Raw genomic sequence first — 23,370 nt, forward strand, 5'->3', positions numbered from 1 at the left:
CTTCCCGTCAGCAATGACTTTGCCGGGATTACTTTTATGGAGGGCTCCATGGATCCATTGTTCAATCCACGATCGGTGGCGGTTGTAGGCGTTTCGGCGTCAAAAGACAATCTCGGCAAGAACATCATCAAGAATCTTTTGAATTTCGGTTATCAGGGGAAAATCTATCCGGTAGGGACTCGAAGCGGTGAGGTAGAGGGATTCCGTATCTATTCTGCCATTACAGAGATTCCCGACGCCGTCGACGTGGCTGTCATCCTGACACCGGCTCGATTTGTTCCAGAAATCGTGGCGCAGTGCGGCAGCCGGAACGTTCGTTGGGGTGTCATCCAGACGGCGGGCTTTCGGGAATCGGGTACTGGCGGGATCGCATTGGAAAAAAAACTCGTTGACGCGGCCAATCGCCATGGAGTCCATTTCGTCGGCCCCAATTGCCTGGGAGTGATGGATACCACCACGGGGTTTTCAGTCCCGTTTATCGTTTTGCCCTCCGTTTATCGTACGGGGAACGTGGCAATCATGGCGCAAAGCGGCGGCATGGGGCTTTCCCTTGCCGAAAGGTTGAACACCTCCGGCGTGGGGTTCGGAAAGTTCGTGAGTCTTGGAAATAAACTCAACCTCGACGAAGTGGATTACTTGAAATATCTCATGGAAGACCCGAAAACGAATATCATCTATTTTTATCTGGAAGATTTTAAAAGGGGTCGAGAATTCGTCCAACTGGCTGTCGAAAGCTCGAAGCCCATCATCCTTCATAAGTCCAACACTTCGCCTGTCAGCCGAACGATTGCCCAGTCACACACGGCTGCCCTGGCCACGGATGACCGGGTTGTGGACTATCTCACACGGGCCGCAAACATTGTCCGGGTCAATTCGGTATCAGAAGCGATCCAGGCAGCCAAAGCCTTCTCCATGCCGGAGCTTAAAGGGAAAAACCTCGCCGTGCTTTCCCGTTCCGGCGGCCACGCCGTGGTGGCGGCGGATGCCTGTGGCGAGTTCGGCTTTTGCTTTCCGCCGTTAGGAAAAGAGGTGCTCCAAGAGATTCGCCGTCATGCCAGAGCAGGTGTGATCCAGCTTGGGAATCCCCTGGACTTGGGAGATATTTACGATCTGAACGTCTACTTCGGTATCGTTGAACAAGTCTTGGAACAACCAGATATCGACGGCATTGTTCACGTCCATGTGTCGCATATGGCTGAAGAACAAGATGCCACTCGGAAACTGCTGGGAGAGTTGGGGCGGCTTGCCGATAAATACCGAAAACCCATTGCCGTTGTTCTTGAGATACCGTTCGACCAACGAACAATGATAGAAAAGAACGGTGATTACCCCTTCTTTTTTGATGTTCGTGAGGCCGTTCAGGCGTTGGCCATTCAGCACGAGCATCATTCGAAACGACAGAAGGAGCCGTTGTTCGTGGTAGGAGAAGGAGATAAACATCTCTGGTTTGACGAGGCAGCGGCGTGGCTGAAGTCTCGTCAAGAATCAGGACAGCAACCCATGGCCCACGATGCCCTTGAGCTTCTCGAAATCCTGCAAATTCCCACAGCACCATGGAAACTTGCGACATCCCTGGAGGGGGCGCGGGAAGCAGCCGAACAAGTGGGCTATCCGGTGGTGCTGAAAGCGGTTGGTGCATCTCTCCTCCATAAAAGCGATCGAGGCGGCGTGGTCGTCAACGTTGAGGATTCGGCCGCTCTAAAAAGAGCTTGGGATGAACTGATTTCATCGTTCAATGACCTAGAAGGAATCCTTGTTCAGAAAATGATTTTCGGGATGCGGGAGATGATTGCGGGTGCCAAACGCGATGCCACCTTCGGTCCGGTAGTGCTCACAGGGTTGGGGGGGATCTGGGTGGAGGTGCTCAAGGACGTTTCCATACGTCTTGCGCCCGTCGACCGCAACCAGGCTATGGAAATGATCAGCGATCTTTCCGGTGCCGTCTTGCTCGAATCTTATCGCGGTCTGAAACCGGCCGACACAGCCTTGGTCGCCAAGGCCTTGGTGCGCATTTCACAGCTGATAGATCGTTTCCCCGAGATTCGGGAAGTAGAGATCAACCCCATCCTTCTATGTGATCAAGACGGAGCCGGCGTAGCCGTGGATGCGAGAGTTCTGCTGGAGATGAAACACGATGAAAATCCTGTTCTGTGATGCTGCCTTTGAAGATGCACGAAAGAATCTGGAACGCTACCTTCCCGAGGATACCATACTTTATTGCCCGAAAGAGCAGATCTATTCCCTTATCGACCAGGTGGATGTCGCCATTCCCCTCATGTCCAGACTAGACAGGGATCTCATTTACAAAGGCGGCAGGTTGCGCCTGATACAGCAGTTTGGGGTTGGCCTTGAGGGCGTAGACCTGGCGGCGGCAAGAGAAAGGGGGATCTCCGTTGCCAACGTTCCCAGCGATAAAACCGGCAACGCTGCATCGGTGGCTGAGTGGGTTATTTTTCTGATGCTTGCTCTTGCCCGGGATTTTCCCAGCCAATTGAAAAATATTGCGGAGAGAAAACTGGGAGTACCGACCGGGAAAACACTCTTCGGCAAAAAAGTCGGGATCGTGGGCATGGGTAATCTCGGCAAGGCCATCACGTTTCGGCTTAAGGCGTTGGGTATGCAAATCCTGGCGCTCAAAAGGCATCCCGGAGAATGTGAGAAGCTTTACGAACTTGTCGATTTTTTAGGCGGTCCAGATGATCTCGACAAGCTTTTACAGGAGGTGGATTTCCTTATTCTCGCCGTTCCCCTCACTGCGGAAACGAAGAACCTGATCGGCAAATGCGAATTCAGTTTGATGAAGCCGAACGCCTACCTCATCAATGTTTCAAGAGGGCCGGTCGTCGATTACCTAGCTTTATTGGAGGCACTCGAAAATCGTCAGATCGCCGGGGTCGGACTCGATGTCTTTTGGAGCGAACCCATAGATCCGAACGATCCTCTTTTTCGCTACAATGTGATCGTCTCCCCGCACATTGCCGGTGTTACCGACCTGTCCCTCGACTCCATCGCCAAGGAGGTGGCGGAAAACATCGATCGCCTTAGACTTGGTAAACCACTCAACTATGTGGTTTCTTGAAAAGAATACTGGGTACGCTGATTTTTCGTGCGATAGCCTGGTGGCATAGGGGAACCATCGGTTGCCGTACGATCGTATACTTGGTTCATTTTCGGCTCTTTGCTGTTTTGTGTGGAAATCGGCAAAAGACCGATGCTGTCAATGGCTAATTATTTTGACCCTTTTGGGGACAACCATTTTGACCCACTTAGGACGAAAAAATCAGCCTTGTCCTTTTTGTCTCAATCGATAGCTATCCCCTCCCACTCCGATCAATCGGAATGAACGGTGGTTGAAAGCGGTTTTGGCTGCCCTTACATATGGTGATTGGCGCCTCCGGAGTCCCTGCAAAGTGCCGAAAGTATAGCTCTTCGTATCAAATGTATTGCGGAAGCACCCGCTGCCGGTAGGCGTGCCGGATTGATCGGCCGAGAACAGGGTCTTCCATCTCGAACTCGAAGAGTTCACCATAAACGATGCCTTCGAGGGCCGGAAAAGTCCCGCAAAAAAGGCACAGGGAATCGAGGCCAAGGCCGTCACCCGTGGGGATCCCCTCGAGGATTTCCAAGACACCCAGGTTGTCGCCCAGCGTTCCTTCCTGATAGAGCCGTCGATTGCCTTCACAGGTCATCCACGACCTCAGAATGATCCGATCCAAGTGATTGCGTACATCTTCGAGATCCCAGACACCCGGCGCCACGGGCTTGGCGCACATCTGCTTCGATGCCGGAATGCCGTATTTTTCGAAGTCACGGTCCGTATGGTCAGAGCCGACTCCCACAAAGATTCGATCCTTTTTTCGAAAGAGGACGCACTCCACCTCGCCTGAAGCCATTCCGCCGATCACGTCGATGGTTTCGCCGGTGGTGAGCAGCATGGCAGAGAGGTTCATGTAGGTGGGGGTTCGGGAAGGTGCCGGGACGCCGAGCTTACCCAGTTCCTCGATGTGCTCCTGAAGGCGGGCTTTGTCTTTACCTACCCAACCGGCGACGACGAGCCTCGAAATGTCCAGGGAAAGGGCTTCTTTTCCGCGAAGAGTTTCCAGTTCCAGGCGCAGGGATTTGTGAGTCATGCTAGGTTTCCTCCCTTGTTGGGTGAGCACGGCTCTGAATCGCCGTTGGAGAAAGCGGCGACGGACCGTCAGCCGACTGTGCGGGCGAAGTGGAGCGCCAGGCCCGGGAAAGCGACCAAGACTCCGATCATAACCAGGATCATCAAGACAAATGGAAAGGCTCCGATCATTACATCGCTGATGGAACCGCTACGCCGCACGCCTTGTACGACGTAGAGGTTGAGCCCCACGGGGGGTGTGATGAGCGCCATCTCAATCAAGAGAATCAGCAGGACGCCGAACCATACGGGATCGTAGCCCGCTCCCGTGATGACCGGCGTCACAATGGGAACGGTGATGACCATGAGCGAAAGGGTTTCCACGAAAAGTCCCAGCACCAGGTACAAGGCGATGATGACCAAAAGAGTTTTGAAAGGGGAAAGTCCAAGATTGTTGACAAACTGCCGAAGCGTCTCGGCCAGCCCTATGGAATCGAGGATAAAGTTAAGAAAGTTGGCGGCGATGAGGATCAGCATGATCATGGCGGTGGTGCGCATGGTCCCTTCAAATACGCGCTTGAAAAACCCAAGAGAAACCGCCCGGTAACGAAACGCAAGGAGAAGGGCGGCGATCACTCCCAGAGCCGCCGATTCCGTTGGGGTCGCCCAGCCGGCATAGATGGACCCGATGACCACGAGGAAGATGAAAAGAACCGGCAAGAGGTCCTTGAGGCTCTCGATGCGATCAGACCAACGCGCGGAACGGCGCGAGCCGCCGAGTCTGGGGTTTATGGAGCAGGCGATGAGAATGCAGATCATGAAGAGAAGAGCAAGGATGAGGCCTGGGACGATCCCGGCGATGAACAACTGCGGGATGGAGGTGTTGGTCAAAAACCCGTAGACAATAAGATTGATCGAAGGAGGAATGAGGATCCCCAGGGTGCCGCCTGCCGCGATCGAGCCGGCAAAAAGTCCCTCCGGGTATCCATACCGGCGGGCCTGGGGGAGGGCCACGGTGGTAATAGTGGCTGCCGTGGCCACGCTGGATCCGCTCGTCGCGGCAAACATGGCGGAGGTGCCGATATTGGCGTGCATGAGGCCGCCGGGAAGCCAAGAGAGCCACAAGTCAAGGGCTCGATACGTGCGGGCCGCAATGCCCGCCTGAAGGAGGATCTCTCCCAAAAGCACAAACAAAGGAATGGCGAACAGAATAAAATCCGTGCTCGCTGTCCACGCAATCTCACCCATAGCCCTGTAAAGGGGAAAGGGCGAGAAAATCTGTCCCACAAGGAGACCCAGGGCGGCCAGAGCTGCAGCAACCGGGATGCTCAACAACAAGAGGCCAAGTAGAAAGACAAGGATCGTGGTAATCATGAGATCTCTCCACCCATCGAAGCGCGCGCTGCTCTGCTTTCGTCCTCGATTTCCTCATCAAGCGTGGAGGCTCCGTACAATTTTCGGGCAAGATCGCTATTCCCACGAAGGAGGGCCGAAAGCGTGGCAACGAACAGAACCAAGATAATGAGCGTAAAGAGAATAAGCCCGGCAAACCAAAGACCCTGGGGAATCCACAAGGGTGTTGCGAGGGGCGTGTTGGCCATGGAATTCTTCAAGAAAGAAGTCTTCACCACCTTATAGGAGTAATGACTCAAAACGATCATAATGAAGAGAAAAAGGCCAAGCGAGGCCAGGTCCAGAGCGTGTTGAAAGGGGCGGGGGAGGCGAACATAGAGAACGTCAATCCGTATGTGCCCCTTCTTCAAAAGCGCGAACCCCAAGGTCCAGCTGCAGCAGATGGCCAGTGTGTAGCTGGATATTTCGTCAGCGCCGCCCATGGAAATGGCAAATCCTTTCCGGAGTGTCACTTCCACTGCTATGAGGACCGCCGTCGCCAGCAGGAGAATTCCACTGATCCATGCTGCGCCCGTGGCGATCTTCTCGCTTATGCTCAGTAGGCGATTCATCGGGTTTCCCTCGTGGGCAACGTCGTGAACATTACGAAGGGCTAAGTGGACAGCCGTTTTGATTCGGACTGCAAAAATGGAAATCGCCGACGCCCAGCGGCCACTCTGAAGCCCTGCCGCCGGGCATCGGCGAGAAACGCTTGGTTACTATTCGATTTTGAATCCTACCACCTGACCGATGGTCTCATTCCATTTGCTCACGGCGCTGGAATCCACCTTCTTGGACCAGGCAGGAAGGACGGCCTCCACGAGCAACTTCTTCGCCAGTTCCCGATCCCCTTCGGAAATGGGAACCAGTTCCAACTTGTTGGGCGTGCCGTGGGGACACTCACCACCGCTAAGGCAATCAAGGCCCTCCTGGGTTTCTTTCTTGGTGACCTCCCATGCGGGGTCTTCCAGCTTTTCCTTGATGAGGCTTTGCAGCTTGGCCTGCTGGTCAGGGCTCAGCGAATTCCAGGTTGCTTGGCTCATGGTTCCGATCACGTAGTCCCAGCCACCTATGGGAAGCGGGTAGACGAAATTGGAAACTTCGCCCCAGCCCGCCGAGTAGCCTGAAAGGCTTCCGGTCACGGCGCAATCCACAACGCCTCGCTGCAAGGCTTGGGGCACCTCACTGAAGGAGAGGGTCACACCGGTCGCCCCCACGGCGTTGACAAACTCGGACGTGGTCCAGCCGCTGGCGCGGATCTTTTTGCCCTTCAGGTCCGCCAAGCCGTTTATGCGATCCCTGCAGAAGATGACTTGTGCCGGGTAGGGGGCGACGCTCAGGAGTTTCGCGTCGAAATCCCTGGCGAGGTATTCTTCCAATACCGGGCGGTAGGCCTCGACCACTTTGCGCGCATCGGCAATGTCCGTTGCGAGTGCCGGGAGATCGAGACCGGCGAGGGCCGGTGAATCGTCCACCACATAATCGACGACCGTATGGACGGCGTCAAACACGCCCATGCTCATTTGCCGAAGCACAGCAGGGCCTTTGAGAGTTATCTGGCTCAGAGAGGTCATGCTGGTTTTCAGGCCGAGTTCGGCAGGCACCACTTCGGTCCAGAAAGGCATTTCGAAGTTCTTGTACATGGTGAGGCTGTTCCAGCTTCCAACGACACGAAGTTCCTTGGTTTGTGAATGGGCCGGCGAAAGAGCCAAGAACATGAAAAGTGCCAACATGCCGACGATCCAAGTAATTTTCTTCTTATGCATCGCACTACCTCCTTGGTTGCCCGTTAGGCGTTGACCTGACCTGCCACACATCCCATATTCCGAAAAGCCGAATCTTCCTGAATGAGCTTCCTGCGGTAATTTTCGATGTGACGACGCACCGCTTGCTCTGCCGCATCGGATTGCCGTGCTTCCAAAGCGTTAATGATAGAAAGATGTTCGCTCAGCGTCTCCAGAACTTCTTCCCTCGTTCTTCGAGAGAAGGAGAGAAACCATGTACGAAACATCTGGTCGTAAATCTTTTCGGCCGCCTGACTGATAAAGGGGTTTTCAAGAACAGCCACAATCTGGAGGTGAAAGCGCCGGTCGGTTTCCAGCAACTCCGGGATTCGGCGCTCTGCCGCCCATTGTTGGGCTCTCACCAGAAGGTCCTTGAGGGAAAGGATCTGTTTGGGGCTCGCAATGGAAGCGGCGGTTCGAGCACAAAAGACGTCGATCATCAGCCTGGCTTCGATGAGCCGTTGCAATTCCCAGAAGTTGATGTCGCTTACGAAGATCCCGCGCCTCGGAATGATCGAGACCAGCTTTTCGGCGGCCAATCGTTGCAGCGCCTCACGTACGGGCGTGCGCCCGATGCCAAGTTCCTCGCAGATCTCTTGCTCCACCAGCTGGGAGCCGACCGGATATTCGAGGGTGACGATTTTGCGTTTGAGGAGAGCGTAGGCCTTTTCGCGAAGCAGTTTCGGTGCCGCCTTCATGGCACTTGTCCTTCCTGGGCTCTGATGGCTACCTGCAGCACCCGCGCGCGAACTGCTCGTTTTTCAAGTCTCCGACGAACATGTGTCCGGGAGCATGGGTGATTGCAAAGGGCAACTTGGCCTGTAGCAGAACGTTTTGCGGGGTGACCCCGCAGGCCCAGAACACGGGTACTTCGTCTGAAAGTATCTCGACGGCGTCGCCGTATTCTGGTTTTGAGATGTCCCTGATGCCGATCATGCCCGGATAACCCACATGCACCGGGGCACCGTGAACGTCCGGGTACCGGCCCGTGATGATGCAGGCGTCGGCGACTCGGCTCCAATGGATGGGGCGCATGCTCACCACCATTTCGCCTCGGAACGGGCCGCTCGGTTCCAACGGGATGCGCGTCCGGTACATGGAAACGTTTTTTTTCTGTTCCACATGGCGCAGTCGAATGCCGGCTTTCATAAGGGCTTCTTCAAAGGAAAAGCTGCAGCCCAGCAGAAAAAAGACCAGGTCTTCCCGATAAAAGGCGCTGATCTCCTTGACTTCATGGCGGCATTCCCCGTCGATCCAGATGCGGTAGCGGGGGAGGGTGTTGATGAGATCCGCTCCGGGAGCCAGTCGGGATGTCAGCGAGGTTCCGGGGCCGACGACCTCGAGGAGGGGACAGGGTTTGGGGTTCTTTCGGCAAAATGCTTCGAAGTCGGCTGCGTAGCGTTCGGGAAGAGCCACCAAGTTGGCTTGGACGTAGCCGTCACAATATCCGGCGGTAGGCCTGTCAAACGATCCCTTCTCACATTGCTTTCTGAGTTCTGCGGGAGTCATTGACGCCCCTTTCCCTAAGGATTCACAAGTTCGACGATTCTGGCTTGGAACCATAGCGGAGGCCGTGATATAGGTCAAGTATATTTTAGATATATTACACACGAGCACTCGAAGACGGAGGCGAAATTTTCCATGGATGCAACCCTGACCATCGCGCTGGCGCAAGTGAAGGGAAGCGAGGATCCCCGTAGGAACCTCGCTACGGCTGACCACTACGCACAAACGGCGGCGGAGCGTGGAGCACGGCTCATCATCTTTCCAGAAATGTTCATGGGGCTTCCGGCGCCGCACCGCCCCCCGATACAGTACCTAGAGGATCAATCGATTGATTTCTTGGGAGGGCTTGCCGGTGTCGCGCGGAGGTACCAATTGGCCATAGCCTCCGGTCTCTGGGAGCGATCACCCGACCCGGAGCGGGCCTTCAATACGGCGGTCGTTTTGAATCCCAACGGCGAGTTGATTGCCCGTTACAGAAAGATTCATCTCTTCGATGCCTTAAGTGTTCGCGAATCCGACACCATGTTTCCCGGCGACGGCCTTCCGCCTGTGGTGTCGATTGATGGTCTCAGCGTGGGGGTCGCAATCTGCTACGACCTTCGATTCCCTGAAATTTTTCGCCACCTGGCCGAGGGCGGCGCCGACCTGGCCCTTGTGCTATCGGCCTGGTATCAAGGCCCCATGAAGGAAGATCACTGGTTGACCCTTCTTCGGGCGCGCGCCATTGAGAACACTTTTTATGTGGCGGGGTGCAACCTGATTGGGCCTTCTTTCTGTGGAAGGAGTTCGGTTTTCGATCCGTTCGGAACGCCTGTTGCGTCGGCAATCGAAACCGAGGACTGCCTGGTTGCGACCATCTCGAAGGGGCGCGTCCACTCAGTTCGTGAAAAACTGCCTGCTTTGGAGAATCGGCGTAAAGATATATTTGGGGGGTGATGCATCGGGAAGAAAGGAAGGTTTGGGGTGTCGGCAATTTGTCCATTGCCCACCCATGGCGGAGTTATCAGGTCTTAGAGGGTGCCAGGGGTTGATTGAGACAGCCGTTCCGGTTCTTTCTTTGACGGAAAGTGCGGGAGATGCGCACGACTCACGGGTGGCAAGATTGGTTGGCAGAGGCTTCGAGCGTCGATGATCCTCCTTAGCGCTACTTCAATTGTTTCGGTAGGGGCACCTGAAAACCAAGTCAGGCAACAATAGGAGATGCCCCGAATTTGGTTGCGGATAGGTTGCGGATTGGCGCGATTATGGCGGGTTTATCGGGAAATCCGCCACAATAAAATCAATGAGTTATACCATGCATTCTATTCTCCGGAACCAAAGGTCCCGGGTTCGATCCCCGGGTCGCCCTCCAACTCCTGCAATCTCACCTGAAGCCGAGCTTGATCATATGGCCGGAGCGGAAGGCCTGATCGGGGGCGGCTGTCGGCTATCGCTTGCCGGCCTGTCCAATCCATCGACTGAGTGCGCTTTGATCAGCCTTTTTGCAAATCACAGGCGAAAAGCTCCGCGGGACCCTCATCCGGTTGGAAATCATGTGAAGGCATCTTGCCATTTCGCATGATTCCAAAGGTGGTCGCGAATACACAGGAAGGGCCGACATCGCAGAGATGTTTCCCCCATCGGTAGAGGGCGGGCCATGAAATCCGTCAAGCGCCCATGGAAAAGGGCCAGGCTGGCCGGGGGCCTTTATCTTGCCATTATCTTGTGCGGTGTTTTTGCGGAGGGGATGGTTCGGTCCGGCGCGGTGGCCCAGGGAGATCCGGGCGCCTTGGCTTCGAGGATCCGCGAAAGTATCTGGCTCTTTCGGGCCGGGTTCGCCGCCGATGTGGTCATGGTGGCTTGCGACGCGGCCGTCGCCCTCCTCCTCTACGAGCTGTTTCGACCGGTGAGCACGACGGTATCAAGCCTGTCGGCAGTCTTCCGCCTCCTCGAGGCCTCGATCCTCGGGTTGAATCTACTACACTACCAGACCGCACTGATGGTCGTGAGTCCGGATCATGGTTCGTATCCCTTGTTCCGGGATGCCGATGCGGCGGCCGTGGTTTTCCTCGGCCTCCATGCCCGCGGCTATGATCTGGCGCTGTTGTTCTTCGCCGTTTCGATCTTCGCCCTGGGCCACCTGGTGCTTTGCTCATCGGGTTTCCCGAGGATCCTGGGCCTGGGCTTGCTCGTATCGGCGCTGGTCTATGCCGCAGGAAGCATGCTCCGCTTCTTCGCTCCCGGCCTCCTGGGTCCTTTCCAGCCGACCTACGTCGTTCCTCTTTTGGCCGAAACGGCCTTCGCGCTGCATTTGTTGTTCAAGGGGCCCGACGGCGCGGTACGCCGTTGAGGCCTGCCCTGGGATCGCGGCATTCCTGCCGGGAAACCGTATGGCTTTTGGACACCGGAGAGATTATGCAATCCGCCCCGTCATGAAATGGGGGAAGATGCGGGCTTGTCTTGTGCGGCCGACTGGACTAAGACAACGCTCGGCCCGACGCAAGGGCCCCGTCCGCCTGATGCCGGAGAGGGAAACGGAGAAAAAGGCAGATAAGGAGTGTCCAGGATGCGCGCGTTGCAGATCGTCGGACCGGAAACCGTGGTGGAAGTGGACGTTCCCGAGCCGAGGCTCGAGCGGGAGGGAGGCCTTCTGGTGCAGCTCCAGCACGCCATGGTGTGCGGTACGGACCTTCCCTTTTATGCCGGGGAGCAGACGGAGCTGGACTATCCCCTGGCGCCCGGCATGTTCATCCACGAATGCACGGGAATCGTCGTGGAAAGCCGTTCGTCCCGTTTCGTTCCGGGGGATCGCGTGGTGGCTTTGCCCCGGGACGACAGGGGGTTGTGCCGGATTTTCGAGGCCGTCGGGAAAGAAGCGGTCCACATTCCTGAGGACCTTGGGGACATGGAACTGGCGGTGCTCGCCCAGCCGCTTTCCACGGTGCTCTTCGCCCTGGATAAGCTGGGGGATGTTCGGGGTCTTCGCGTGGACATCGTCGGGGGCGGGCCCATCGGGTTGTTGGCATGTTGGGAGTTGCGCCGGCGGGGAGCCGGGTTCCTCCGGGTGATGGATCCCGTGGGCGGCCGTTGCCTCATGGCCGAAAGGCTGGGGGCGGACCGTGCCATCCGGGCCACCGCCGCTCAGGTGCTGGCCATGGAACGCAGCGGCCTTTCAGCCGGACCTGCGGCGGACATCTGCGTGGAGGCGGTGGGACACCGGGAGACGGCGCTCAACGACGCCGTGGCCCTTACGGCCAAGGGCGGCACCGTGCTGGCCCTCGGCGTTCCTGAACCATCCGCCTACGCCTTCGACTATGAAACCTTCTTCAGAAAGAACCTTCGGCTGGTCGCATCCATCACGCCGCCCTGGGTACCCTATCTGACGCGCGCGGCGGAACTGGTCGGCCGCCATGCCGAGGAACTGGGGCCGCTCATCACCCACCGGCTTCCCGTGCAGCGGGTCCAGGAAGCCTACCGCCTGGCCAAGGATCGTTCCGACGGGGTATGCAAGGTGGCCCTGGACGCCCGAACCTGGGAATGAATTCCGCCCGAATCCGGCTATCCCATTGCCGGATTCCCTCAATGGCCAGAGGCAATCTTCCCATTGGGGTTCCCCGGAAAGGCCCGGCGGCGCGCGAAGGCGTGCAGCCGGCCTACAGAGCCCTCCAGCCTTGACAACCCACCGGGGCCTCCCCTAATCTCACGGCGCCGCGGGCAGGGGGCCCGTGGCTTTGCCTTTTATGACGAGGAAGTAGGGAGTGGCCGTCGTGAGTGAACACCGCTGCGAGTCCAAAACGCGAAAATGGTCGGATCATGATGTCTTTCAGCCCAAGAGGCCCATCCCCAGAAACCTCTATCTAACGTTCAGCCTGACGGGATTCTTCATCTTGCTCACAGCGTGGGTGACGGTGACCGCGGCCCACTGGATCGACCCCATGTTCCTGCCGAGTCCTTGGAGCATCCTTCAGGAAGGGTGGCGGATGGCGGCCGGCGGCGAGCTCTGGGAGCACACGGTGGCCAGCGTGACCACGATCCTGATGGGATTCGCCCTGGCGGCAGTGGTGGCGGTGCCCCTGGGGATCCTCATGGGAAGCTTCAAGTTCGTCGAAGCCCTTGTGGAACCCCTGGGCAACTTCATCCGTTACCTTCCCGTGAGCGCCATGATACCGCTGCTCATTTTGTGGCTCGGCATCGGCCGCATGGAAAAGGTGGCGGTGATCTTTATCGGCACCTTCTTCCAGCTGATTTTCCTCATCGCCGACGTGTCGGCCAACATACCCAGGGACCTTCTGGAGTCGGCCTATACGCTGGGGGCCCGAAAAAGGGACGTGGTCTGGCGTGTGCTGATCCCGGCCGCCATGCCGGGGATCTTCGACAACCTGCGCATGACCCTGGGCTGGGCCTGGACGTATTTGATCGTGGCCGAGCTGGTTTCGGCCCAGCGCGGGCTCGGCTACATGATCCTCCAGTCCATGCGGGGCCTCAACACCGAAGCCATCTTCGTGGGCCTGGGGGTCATCGGATTTCTCGGGCTCGTCACGGACCAATCCTTCAAGCTTCTGACGCGGGTGCTGCTTCCCTGGTCCGAAAAGGCGGGGTACTGATCATGGCAGAGAAAAAACTCATCATCGAAAACGTGTCCAAGGTCTTCCACACCCCCGGGGGCCATCCCATCGAGGCGCTCACGGACGTCAACGCCTATGTGGAGGAAGGCGAGTTCGTCACCATCGTGGGGACGTCGGGGTGCGGCAAGTCCACGCTCCTGCGCATCGTGGCGGGCCTGGACGCCCCCAGTGGAGGGAGAATCCTGCTGGACGGCAGGGAAGTGGGCGGACCGGGAGCGGATCGCGGGATGGTCTTCCAGTCCTACACGCTCTACGAGTGGCTTACCGTTTATGACAACATCGCCTTCGGCATGCGGCTCCGGGGGGCCAGCCCGTCGGAGATTCATGACAAGGTCCGGTTTCTCATCGACAAGGTGGGGCTGGCGGGCTTTGACGACGTCTATCCAAGGTTCCTTTCGGGGGGAATGAAGCAGCGTGTCGCCATCGCCCGGGCCATGGCCAACGACCCCAAGATCCTCCTTCTCGACGAACCGTTCGGCGCGCTGGACGCCCAGACCCGCACCATCATGCAGGAGTTGCTCCTGCAGGTGGCGGAAGAACAGAAGATCACGGTGCTTTTCGTGACCCACGACATCGATGAGGCCATCTTCCTGGGCGACGCGGTTTACGTCATGAGTTTCCGGCCTGGGACCATCAAGGAGGAAGTGAAGATCGACGTTCCGCACCCGCGGGACCACGAGGTGCGGACCTCGCCCTTTTTCACGGAGATCAAAAGGCGGATTACCCAATCCATCCGCGAGGAAACCCTGAAGGCCGTCGAGGCTTCCGACGCTTCCGCCAGGGGGCTTTCCAGGCGGGGCCGGTCGTGGCTTGCGCGTCTCTTCGGATGACGGGGCCGCCCGTTTGCGGGCGGAACCACGTCGTGGCTAACGATCATGGCGATGTTCGCCGCGCCGCATGGATGAAAGAATTCGCGGCTTTGGTCACTCCCACATGCCGTTCATTTCCAGTGGCGTTGATTCGGGTTCATTCGCGGTTCTGTTTCACATCAACCGGGACGCCAGCCGTGCGATCCTTCGGCAGGCCTCGTCCAGAACCTGATCGCGCTTGGCGAAACAGAACCTGGCCAGTTGGGATCCCGCCTCGTCGTGGTAGAAGGCTTCCCCCGGCACGGCGGCGACCCCCGTTTCCTGAAGGAGAAACATGGCCTTGTCCTTGGATGCGTCACCGGGCAGTCGCGAGATGTCGGCCAGCACGTAATAGGCCCCCTGAGGGACCACCGGGTCCAGGCCGGCCCGGGTGAGGGCGTCGCAGATCCGGTCCCGTTTTTCCTGGTATTCCCGCGCGATCTGCTGATAGTAGCCGGCGTCCAACTGGAGGAGGCCGCGGGCGACCCCGATCTGGAGAGGGGCGGGAGCGCACACGTAGACCAAGTCGTTGAACCAGCCGATGGGACGTGCCCATTTTCTATCGCATATACAATAGCCGATGCGCCATCCCGTGATGCTGAAGGTCTTGGACAGGCCCGAGATGGTGATGGTGCGCTCCCCGATTCCTTCAATGGCGGCGGGGGGCACGTGGCGGCGGCCGTCGTAGACGAAATATTCGTAGATCTCGTCTGTGAAGATGAAGAGGTCATGGCGGGTTGCAAACCGACCGATGGCTTCCAACTCCTCGCGGGTGAAGACCTTGCCGGAAGGATTGGCGGGGGTGTTCACGAGAATTCCCCTGGTCCTGGATGTGACGGCGGCTTCCAGGTCTTCTTCCGTGAAGGTCCAGCCGGGAGGATGGAGCCTTACGTAGGCTGGGCGGGCCTGGGTTGCCAGCAGGGTGCTGATGTGGTAGCCGTAGTAGGGCTCGAAGACGATGACCTCATCGCCCGGCTCCAGCAGCGCCAGGCACGCACAGTAGAAAGCCCCGGTGGTGCCCGCGCTGACGATCACTTCCCCCTCCGGGTCGACTTCCAGGCCGTTGAACTGCTTGTGCTTATGGGCGATGGCTTCCCGAAGCTCCTGGAGGCCGTCGTAGCGGGTGTAGACATTATAGCCTTCGTCGATGGCCTGTTGCGCACCCCGGCGTACGGGCTCGGGGATTTCCAGATCGCACACCCCCTGGGACAAATTGATGCCGCCCAGCCGCTCACATTCTATGGACATGTTGCGGATTTCCGACTGCGCCACCCATTCCAGTCGGCTGCTCACCTTGAGACTCATTGCTGTGCTGTCCTCGTCATGTGTTTTCGTGATCGATGATGATCAATCCGGTTTTCCAGCCGATCCAGGCGTCCGGAACGCCCGGGTTCCAGAACGAGCTAACCTATTCAGAATCGGTGCGGCCGTCAACAACCCGGTTGGGGCCGGGGATCTTTTCCGGAGGCGGATTCCGCCGGCTGGCCATCAATTAGGAGTCGAAGGGAGATGGCCCAATGTGGTAAGATTCGTGCCCTTGTCAAGGAAATGCGGCTCCGAGAGCCGAAAATCCAGGTAGATGCTGTCGAACAATGGAAAGGAGTTGGCATGATGAATCGCAAGTGGCTGATGGTGTTCGTACTGGTTTTGGCGGCGTTCGGGGTTGCCCGGGTGGCGGTGGCGGAGCCCCTCAAGATTTCCATGCCCACCTGGGTCGGCAACGGGCCGCTTTTCCTGGCTCAAGAAAAGGGCTTTTACAAGGACGAGGGGGTGGAGGTGGAACTGTCCATCATGGACGACATCTCCATGCGGTTCGCCGCCCTTTACGCAGGGCAGTTGGACGGCATGAGCACCGCCATGGCCGCCTTCATCCTCAACGCCAAGGAGGGGGCTCCGGCCAAGGTCGTTCTCATGCTCGATGACTCCAAGGGCGGGGATGGCATCGTGGCCAACAAGGACATTCAGACCATCAAGGATCTGAAGGGCAGGAAGGTGGCTTTCAAGCAGGCCTCCATCTCGGAATGGTTCCTGGGCTATCTGCTGCGCCGCGACGGCCTCACCATGTCGGATATTCAAGTCGTCAACATGGAACCGGGCGCCGCAGGCACAGCCTTCATTGCGGGCAAGGTGGATGCGGCGGTGACATGGGAGCCCTATCTGACCAAGGGCAAGCAGGCCCCGCATGGGCATCTGCTCATCGACACCTCCCAGACTCCCGGACTCATTTCGGACGTACTCATCTTTTCGGACAAGGTCGTCCGCGAACGGAAAGACGATGTCCAGAAGGTATGCCGTGCCGTGGCCCGCGCGGTGGACTACTGGAAGGAGCATCCCGAAGAGGCCAACGCATTGATGGCACAGGCCATCGGCGGGTGGCTGAAGGATCCCCAGGCTTTTGCGGAAACCCTGCAGGGCATTCAGTACTACGATCGCGAGATGAACAAGGCGTCCTTCCCCGAGAAGGTGGAAAAGATGATCGCCGATCGGATCGCGGTGTGGAGGGAATTGGGCAAACTCGGCTGGGAACCCAAGGCTCAGGACATGTATGACGCATCCTTCGCCGCGGGCCTCTAGCGGCGGTCGATACGGGGTTTCGCCTGAAAGGGGGGCAACCGATTCTTGGAGTCTCGGACAGGTTTGCTGAAGCCTGTCCGAGAACAGGCTTCAGCCGGCAACCAGCGACGGAATTGCCCCTCCTTCGTAGCCGCGGGGCTTCAGCCCCGCGGGAAGAGGGCTTCGCAACTCCATGAGTCCATGGTCAGTGCTTGAAAGTCCGCCCGTTGTCGGGAAATGCTTTCCGCAGCCCTGAAGGGCTGCACTACGTAAAAGGGGCCATCTCGGCGTTTTCGGAAAGGCGGCCTAGGTTTCGGCAAGGGGCCGGGTGGCCCGTACCCTTTCCTTGGCCAGGGAGAGGGCCGCTTGGCGCGGAGTCGTGCCCCGATCCAAGGCCGACTGAAGAACCCGGGTCGTGTTCGCTGTGATTTTTTCCTCCACCAACGGAAAGACCTCTTCCTTGCCTCCTCCCTTCCACTCCACGTAGGAACTGATCACTCCGCCCGCGTTGGCCACGAAATCGGGAATCACGGTGATCCCCGTCTCGCGGCACAGTTCCTCGGCATCCAGGGTGAGGGGAATGTTGCTCCCTTGGACAAGAAGGCGGCAACTCAGGTGGCGCACATCCCCGGCCTGGATGACGTGGGGCCTGGCGGCGGTGATGAGGATGTCCGCCTCCGCCGTGAAGACGTTCTCGCAGGGGCCCACCTGGCACACGGGGCGGCCCGCGGACGCGTAGGCCGTCACCGAGCCCGTTTCGTCCTTGACCGAGGACAGGACGGAAAAATCGATCCCCGCCCGGCTGGAAACGGTTCCCGTGCTGTCGGATACGGAAACCAGGGTGGCGCCGGCTTCCACCAGAAACCGGGCGGCAAAGCGGCCCACGTTGCCGAATCCCTCCACGGCGAAGGTGGTCCGGGAAAGATCCCATCCCAGAAAGGGGACGGCGGCTCGGACGGCATGAAACACCCCGTAACCGGTGCTTCCCAGTTCGTGCGGAAGGCCGCCCAAGTCTTCGGGCTTGCCGGTGCAGGCGGACCGGTCGCCGTTGGCCTCGGCGAACCAGGCCATTTCCTGCTCCCCCATGTACATGTCCGGCGCGGCGATGTAGAGGGAAGGGCAGAGGGGGCGAAGGGCCTTGGCGAAGCTTTCCACCAAGGCCTTCTTCTTGGCCGGCCCCATGGCCTTGGTGTCCGCCTTGATTCCGGCCTTGCCGCCCCCGAAAGGAAGTTCCGCCAGGGCGCACTTCCAGGTCATGGTGCGCGCCAGCTCCATCACTTCCCGCATGCCCACCGTGGCGGTCATGCGAATCCCCCCTTTGCCGGGGCCCAGCGCGGTGTTGTCGATCACCACGACGCCGCGCATGCCCACCCGGGGGTCATAGACGCTCAGGATCTTTTCCGGACCGAACTCGTCGTAGACCAGCATGGAGGAACCTTTCTTCCTATCGTTCGGGGAATTTGATCACAAGTCTCTCGCCGCCGTCGTCCTTCTTGACCTTGATCTTCAGCTCCAGGCTGCTGTCCCGAATACCGAGAGCCAAGCGGGAAGACCCTTCCGATTCCTCCATGCCCACGATGTGTTTCGCCGCATCCAGGATCTTGGCCCCCACCTCCGATCCGGGGGATCTCAGGGGGGCTTCCCTGTACTTGGCTCGAACGTCCACGCCGCCCTCCGGGCGTCGCGACAGCTCGATCTTCTTGGCATTGGCCGTTACGCCGTGAAGAACGGCCAGAGCCAGCCACTTGAGCGCCGCCTCGTCCTTGTCCGCTTCAGCGGCCACGGTGGCCATTTCGGCCAGGGGGTCCGTTGTGGCGAAACAATCGCAGAGCTCCTGAATCTTCTGGTGCAGGTTTCTCTTGTCTTTCATGGCGTGCCTCCTTTGCTCGAGGACCCGATAGGTTCGTACGGCTTTACAGTAAGTCTTCGGATGCCACAGGCAAGGAGGCGCCGGTCGATGGTAAGGTCGATCCAACCGACGAGGCGGCCGATATGGTCGATGGCCATTGCGGGCATTCAAGAGGAGGGGAGGGTCATCGTTCCAGGGGCAATTTGAGTGGGCCGAGTGGATTTGTGCGACGGCCATGTTAGACTTCTTCCAGGAGGCCGAGCCATGGGCACGTCGCACAATCATCTTTCAGCAGGCGGGCGGCCGCCGTGTCCCGATCATTTCTGTTCGTGCTACGGAAGCGAACGGGAACGCGGAAGCTACCTTCGCGCTTTTGTGCGCGAGGGGCTTCGGGGCGGCGAGCGGATTGTTTGTATTGTGCCGGAGGACCCCCACCGCCTGCGGGACTTCTGCCTGGGGCCCTTGCCGGAAGGAGCGCTGTCGGCTCCTCCCACGGAGCAGGCGGAGTTCCTGCGCCCCGAAAGCGTCTTCATGCAAGAAGACGTTTTCAGCGCCGATCAGGCGCTCTACCAGTTGGAATCCTGCATCCGGCAGGCGCAGGACTTGGGCTTTCGGGGCTTGCGGGTGCTCTTCGACGGGGGGTGGCTCCGGGCCAATCCCCTGGGGATTCACCAGGTGGTGGAATACGAAAGCCGGGTGAACGCCGTCATCCGCAGCCTTCCCTGCCGTGTCCTGTGTCTCTATCCCCGGCGGGTGCTGTCCCGAAGCTTTCTGGTCTACGTGCTTCTCGCCCATCCCTACCTGCTTCGAGGCGACCGGCTCTTTTTCAATCCCTGCCACGGCGACTACGACCTGCTCATGACGGCCGCCACGGCCAAGGATGTGTACTCCAAGATCCTCAAACGCCTCCAGGCAGTGCCTCGTTAGCGCTCTTCCGGCGGCCGCCGGGAGGCTTTGTCTCGGCGGCAGGGCGGATGCCAAGCAGGACCCGCGTTTGGGCCGAAAGCCGCCGTGCGTTATGAACGGACGGCCTCACACAATGGGCCTGCCGTCGGGCCGGTAGCCAAAGGGCTGTTTTTCCAGTTTCATCCTGCCATCCGCACCCTTATAGATGTTGATCCAGGCCCGCCAGTTTTGGTCATCCATTTCGGGATAGTCAGCCGGTAATGGCTCAGGCGACTTTCCGTGGGGAATGGCGCGGCGCGCAGTTTCATCTCGGCACTGAGGGTCATGTTTTTCGTCTTATGCGCCAGCCGGAGTTCATGCAGGTCCTTGGCGATCAGCATGGGGACATGATGATCCCGAAGTTCTTCCACGTAGGCCAAAGCCGCCTGCAGAATGGCTCCCCGTTTGATATAGAGGGCGAAGTTGGGTATCAGGATGCCCTGCAGGGTTTGCGTGACCCAACCCGGGCTTAAACCGGATTCTCTTTTCACGGGGCGCCAGAATTTCATTCTTGATCTCGTCCAACGTCTCCTCGGAAACTTTTTGAAAGACGGCTCTCTTTGTAAAGTCGGCCGCTTCCTTACCGGCAACGGCGCCTTGAACAGCGGAGCCCGCCAATGCCGAACGGATCTGTGTGTAGATGCCGCCGGACATGTGGGTTCCCGCGGCGGCTTGCCATGCCCTGCGGGAGTCCTTCTTTCTCCTTCCTTTGGGCGTGTTCGACTGAATTCTTTCGGCACATAGGGTCCGCCTGAAATAAGGAAGGAGGCGGTGGTCGAGGGTGTTGTGGACTCAACCGGCGAGCCGGTCGAGGAGGCGTTCCAGGATGCCCTGGGCCTGTGGAAGATACCGGGCCGTGAGCTCGCGGATGGTATCGGGGTACTGCATGAAAGGCCCTTGGCGAATTTCGTGGGCGCAGTTTTCCAGGAGGAGGTCCACGCTCTCGGTCGTGCTCTCCAGGTGAAACTGAAGGCCCACGACGCGATCGTCCCAGCAGAAGGCCTGGCTTTCGCACGCTTGGTTGCGGGCGATGTGAAGCGCTTGGGCGGGGATGTGGAACGTGTCCCCGTGCCAATGGAAGGCATGGAAGCGGGCCGGAAAGTCGGCAAAGAGGGCGGAAGACGACGCCTGTTCGATGAGTTCCACCGGAAACCACCCGATCTCCCTGTGTTCTCCCCGGTAGACCGGGGAGCCCAGGGCGTCGGCCAGAAGCTGGGCGCCGAGACAGACCCCGAGTACCGTCTTTCCGCCGTCCAGGGCCTTTTGGATGAACAGCCTCTCCTGGGGCAGCCAGGGATGGAGATCGTCGTCGTAGATGTTCATGGGCCCGCCCATGAGGACGAGGAAATCGAAGGCTCCCATGTCGGGAAGCGGCATCCCGTCATAGAGCCTCGTGATGTGGACCGGGTATCCCTTGGCAGCCGCCCATCGTCCGATGTGGGCCGGGCCTTCGAACGGAACGTGCTGGAACACTTGGATGCGCATGTTCGTGCCTCACTCAATCTCTACATGGTCCCCGTTGCCGGGCATTGTCGCAACGGGTGGTCCGGGTTCCGAAAAGGGAGCCCCCGTTCGGCGCGGGGGCTGCATGCGGTTACAAACCGAGTTTCCTGCGGTTCTTTTCTATCTGGGCCAGAAGGGCGTCCGCGGCCTCCCGGGGGTCGGGGTTCACGTTGAGAAGCCCGCCGGTCACTTCCGTCAGTTCCTCCGTGAGCAGCTTCACCAGGTTGGGCGCGCCCGTCACGTTGGGGATGGGGTTCACATACGTGTAAAGGCCGAAGGCCAAAGCGAAGATGGCATCGATGGTGGCCTTCTGCTCCATGTACTCGGGGGCCACGGCCACCACGGGCAAATCGGGAATGGCCACGCCGCCGAGCGCCGCCGAGACCGCCGCCACCAGGTCTGCGCACCGGCCTGTGTCGGTGCAGGTGCCGTAACTGAGAACCGGAGGGGTTCCCAGAGCCTCACACACGGATTGGAGTCCCGGCCCCGCCAGGTCCTTGGCTTCCGGAAGGCACAGGCCCGCCACCTGGAGCGCCGCGTTGCCGCAGCCCATGGAGAGCACCAGGATGTCGCGCTGGATGAGTTCCTTGGCCATGCGCACACTGTGCACGTCCTGGCCGGTATCCCGCAGGGTGGTGCAGGAGACGAACCCGGCCACCCCGCGGATGGCGCCCTTCTTGATGGCGTCCAAAAGCGGATCCAGGCTGCCTCCCAGGGCGTCCAGGATGCTTTCCGTGGAAAAGCCCACCACGGCCTCGCCCGTTCGAAGTCCGGTGACGGGTTCCACGTTCTTGCGGCGTTCGGGGAAATTGGCGATGGCGATCTCCAGGAGCTTCGCCGCCTGTTCCTTGGCCTTTTCCGGTACATAGTCCAAGCGTTCGCTCACCCCTTCAAAGGCCACCAGGTCGCTCACGGGGATGAGCTTGAAACGGTATTTTTGCGCATAGAGCGGATCGATGGGCATGGAGCAGTTCATGTCGCAGGCGAAAAGATCGACGCAGCCGCTGGCCAGCACCGCCTCCTGCATGATCCAGTTGCCCGTGAATCCGTAGAAGGCGTCGTCCATTTCCCAGCGCTGGATCATTTCCTGGCCGGTTTCGATGGAAGCGATCACCCGGAGGCCCTTGGCGCCGGCGGCCCGGGCCTTTTCCTGCCACCGGGGATCCCGGGCGAGCTGGACCATGGCAAAGCCCAGGAAGGGTTCATGGCCGTTGGGGACCACGTTCACATAATCGGGGTCCAAGACGCCCAGATCCACGCGCATGCGATGGGGACGGGGGATGCCGAACAGAATGTCCTGGCAATATTCGTTGATGATCTGGCTCTGGTAGGCCATGGCGATGCCCATGCGCATGGCCTTGAGCGCAAGGCTCACGTAGTAGCCGTCCACGTTGGTGAGGCACGAACTGGTGGCCCGAAGCATCTCGCCGTAGACGCCTCCGGGAAAGATGCCCAGCTGCTTCCAGCGCTCCTTCCGGTCGGCAGGGGCGAGGCGCTCGACGATCAGGCTGGGCTCATGGGCTGGCCGTTGAAAGTCGGCCTGGGCGAAGTCGCAAAGCCGAAGGGCCACATCCTCCGTGGATCCGGAGGTGTCCAGCCCCAGACGGGAGGCGAAGCTCAAAAGCTTTTTCGGTTCGGCGATCCCAAATGGGGTCTTTCCTTCCACGGTGGCCCGGAGGGTGCGCAGGGTCTGTTCCGTGTGGTAGTGGTACGTGGAGGTCCCCATGACGTTTCGGAGAACCATCATGCGCATGGCCATGCCGTCGGCCTTGATCCCGCACACGCCGCGCTTGTCCTTTTCGGCGTCCGCCCGGCACGGCCCGTTGGAACACAGATCGCACCGCACGCCGCCCATGCAGAAGGGACAGCGCTTGTCCGGGTCGTTTCCCAGTCCTTGGGCCGCGAAGCGGTCCCAAATGTTGGTCATGCCGTCGGCGCGGATGCGCTCCACCATCTTTTGAACCGACGCGTGATAGGACAATCGTTCCTTTTCCATGGTCATCCTCCGTGCTATGTAAGCAGGTAACAAAGGGGGCTCCGAGAGCCTTTCCGTATGTGAAACCCTATTCACTATGGGATCCGAGGTGCGGGGGTAAGTCAAGAGAAAAGACGCTCATGATGAGAGCGCCGGGGGGCTTCCCGCGAACCCACATCACGGAACTTCTCGGCAACGAAGGATGAAAGGCCGCTGGTGGGGCGAGTTGTTGTTCGCCCCTGTGCGGGTGCAGGGGCGGTGAAGGATCGGGCTCCGGATGAAATTCTCCTTTGACAGAATGGA

21 protein-coding genes are annotated in these 23,370 nt (G+C 59.1%); 9 read left to right on the forward strand and 12 right to left on the reverse strand.

All coding sequences use genetic code 11. The features are described from left to right. Positions 1-48: 48 nt before the first annotated feature. Both BUB04_RS01140 and BUB04_RS01145 read left to right on the forward strand, forming a co-directional pair. On the forward strand, positions 49-2,154 hold the full coding sequence (locus BUB04_RS01140; RefSeq protein ID WP_073036162.1) for an acetate--CoA ligase family protein: 2,106 nt from the start codon (positions 49-51) through the stop codon (positions 2,152-2,154). Then, the gene (locus BUB04_RS01145; RefSeq protein WP_073036163.1) at positions 2,135-3,079 is read left to right on the forward strand and encodes a 2-hydroxyacid dehydrogenase; all 945 of its coding nucleotides are present in this window, start codon (positions 2,135-2,137) and stop codon (positions 3,077-3,079) included. The genes BUB04_RS01140 and BUB04_RS01145 overlap by 20 nt, the downstream gene beginning before the upstream one ends. A gap of 355 nt (positions 3,080-3,434) precedes the next feature. Here BUB04_RS01145 and BUB04_RS01150 read toward each other — a convergent pair whose 3' ends face one another. From BUB04_RS01150 to BUB04_RS01175, 6 genes are all read right to left on the reverse strand, one after another. Further along, the gene (locus BUB04_RS01150) at positions 3,435-4,130 is read right to left on the reverse strand and encodes a DUF2848 domain-containing protein (protein WP_073036164.1); all 696 of its coding nucleotides are present in this window, start codon (positions 4,128-4,130) and stop codon (positions 3,435-3,437) included. 68 nt (positions 4,131-4,198) lie between these two features. Beyond that, positions 4,199-5,482, reverse strand: coding sequence for a TRAP transporter large permease (locus BUB04_RS01155; RefSeq protein ID WP_073036165.1), 1,284 nt, complete (start codon positions 5,480-5,482; stop codon positions 4,199-4,201). Further along, complete coding sequence (locus BUB04_RS01160) at positions 5,479-6,072, reverse strand: TRAP transporter small permease subunit (protein ID WP_073036166.1); 594 nt, start codon at positions 6,070-6,072, stop codon at positions 5,479-5,481. Before BUB04_RS01160 ends, BUB04_RS01155 begins: the two co-directional genes overlap by 4 nt. Positions 6,073-6,219: 147 nt before the next feature. After that, positions 6,220-7,266 (reverse strand): TRAP transporter substrate-binding protein, encoded by a 1,047-nt coding sequence (locus tag BUB04_RS01165; RefSeq protein WP_218588345.1) that lies wholly within the window; start codon positions 7,264-7,266, stop codon positions 6,220-6,222. Positions 7,267-7,289: 23 nt separating this feature from the next. Further along, positions 7,290-7,982 (reverse strand): GntR family transcriptional regulator, encoded by a 693-nt coding sequence (locus tag BUB04_RS01170; RefSeq protein ID WP_073036167.1) that lies wholly within the window; start codon positions 7,980-7,982, stop codon positions 7,290-7,292. Positions 7,983-8,010: 28 nt separating this feature from the next. Then, on the reverse strand, positions 8,011-8,793 hold the full coding sequence (locus tag BUB04_RS01175; RefSeq protein WP_073036168.1) for a putative hydro-lyase: 783 nt from the start codon (positions 8,791-8,793) through the stop codon (positions 8,011-8,013). Between the two features lie 132 nt (positions 8,794-8,925). On the opposite strand from BUB04_RS01175, the gene BUB04_RS01180 reads away from it, so the two are divergent. From BUB04_RS01180 to BUB04_RS01200, 5 genes are all read left to right on the forward strand, one after another. Further along, a complete protein-coding gene (locus BUB04_RS01180) occupies positions 8,926-9,726 on the forward strand; it encodes a carbon-nitrogen hydrolase family protein (RefSeq protein ID WP_084075839.1) in 801 nt (266 codons plus the stop codon). Between the two features lie 700 nt (positions 9,727-10,426). Next, positions 10,427-11,119 carry a DUF4386 domain-containing protein gene (locus tag BUB04_RS01185; protein ID WP_073036169.1) on the forward strand — a complete coding sequence of 231 codons (693 nt, stop codon included), beginning with the start codon at positions 10,427-10,429 and terminating at the stop codon, positions 11,117-11,119. A gap of 216 nt (positions 11,120-11,335) precedes the next feature. Beyond that, positions 11,336-12,310, forward strand: a complete 975-nt coding sequence (locus BUB04_RS01190; RefSeq protein WP_073036171.1) for a zinc-dependent alcohol dehydrogenase — start codon at positions 11,336-11,338, stop codon at positions 12,308-12,310. 217 nt (positions 12,311-12,527) lie between these two features. Beyond that, positions 12,528-13,373 (forward strand): ABC transporter permease, encoded by an 846-nt coding sequence (locus BUB04_RS01195; protein WP_218588346.1) that lies wholly within the window; start codon positions 12,528-12,530, stop codon positions 13,371-13,373. A 2-nt stretch (positions 13,374-13,375) separates the two neighbouring features. Further along, on the forward strand, positions 13,376-14,224 hold the full coding sequence (locus BUB04_RS01200) for an ABC transporter ATP-binding protein (protein ID WP_073036172.1): 849 nt from the start codon (positions 13,376-13,378) through the stop codon (positions 14,222-14,224). Positions 14,225-14,377: 153 nt separating this feature from the next. On the opposite strand, the gene BUB04_RS01205 is transcribed toward BUB04_RS01200, so the two are convergent. Further along, positions 14,378-15,547 carry a pyridoxal phosphate-dependent aminotransferase gene (locus BUB04_RS01205; RefSeq protein WP_073036174.1) on the reverse strand — a complete coding sequence of 390 codons (1,170 nt, stop codon included), beginning with the start codon at positions 15,545-15,547 and terminating at the stop codon, positions 14,378-14,380. A 303-nt stretch (positions 15,548-15,850) separates the two neighbouring features. Here BUB04_RS01205 and BUB04_RS01210 point away from each other — a divergent pair, with 303 nt between their 5' ends. Then, the gene (locus BUB04_RS01210) at positions 15,851-16,816 is read left to right on the forward strand and encodes an ABC transporter substrate-binding protein (RefSeq protein WP_073036176.1); all 966 of its coding nucleotides are present in this window, start codon (positions 15,851-15,853) and stop codon (positions 16,814-16,816) included. A 285-nt stretch (positions 16,817-17,101) separates the two neighbouring features. Here BUB04_RS01210 and BUB04_RS01215 read toward each other — a convergent pair whose 3' ends face one another. Together BUB04_RS01215 and BUB04_RS01220 are read right to left on the reverse strand one after the other, a co-directional pair. After that, complete coding sequence (locus BUB04_RS01215) at positions 17,102-18,223, reverse strand: Glu/Leu/Phe/Val family dehydrogenase (RefSeq protein WP_073036178.1); 1,122 nt, start codon at positions 18,221-18,223, stop codon at positions 17,102-17,104. A 16-nt stretch (positions 18,224-18,239) separates the two neighbouring features. Further along, positions 18,240-18,665, reverse strand: coding sequence for a hypothetical protein (locus BUB04_RS01220; RefSeq protein ID WP_073036180.1), 426 nt, complete (start codon positions 18,663-18,665; stop codon positions 18,240-18,242). A gap of 243 nt (positions 18,666-18,908) precedes the next feature. Between BUB04_RS01220 and BUB04_RS01225 the strand changes: the two genes are divergently transcribed. Then, entirely contained in the window at positions 18,909-19,571 is a 663-nt protein-coding gene (locus BUB04_RS01225; RefSeq protein ID WP_073036182.1) for an MEDS domain-containing protein, read from the forward strand. Between the two features lie 158 nt (positions 19,572-19,729). Here the strand turns inward: BUB04_RS01225 and BUB04_RS19205 are convergent, their stop codons facing one another. From BUB04_RS19205 to cooS, 3 genes are all read right to left on the reverse strand, one after another. Then, positions 19,730-20,098, reverse strand: a complete 369-nt coding sequence (locus tag BUB04_RS19205; RefSeq protein ID WP_073036184.1) for an FAD-binding protein — start codon at positions 20,096-20,098, stop codon at positions 19,730-19,732. A 283-nt stretch (positions 20,099-20,381) separates the two neighbouring features. Next, positions 20,382-21,074, reverse strand: a complete 693-nt coding sequence (locus tag BUB04_RS01235; RefSeq protein WP_073036186.1) for a type 1 glutamine amidotransferase — start codon at positions 21,072-21,074, stop codon at positions 20,382-20,384. A 109-nt stretch (positions 21,075-21,183) separates the two neighbouring features. Then, complete coding sequence (gene cooS, locus BUB04_RS01240) at positions 21,184-23,088, reverse strand: anaerobic carbon-monoxide dehydrogenase catalytic subunit (RefSeq protein ID WP_073036188.1); 1,905 nt, start codon at positions 23,086-23,088, stop codon at positions 21,184-21,186. Positions 23,089-23,370: the final 282 nt, after the last annotated feature.

This window comes from Desulfacinum infernum DSM 9756 (assembly GCF_900129305.1).
GTDB classification, from domain to species: domain Bacteria; phylum Desulfobacterota; class Syntrophobacteria; order Syntrophobacterales; family DSM-9756; genus Desulfacinum; species Desulfacinum infernum.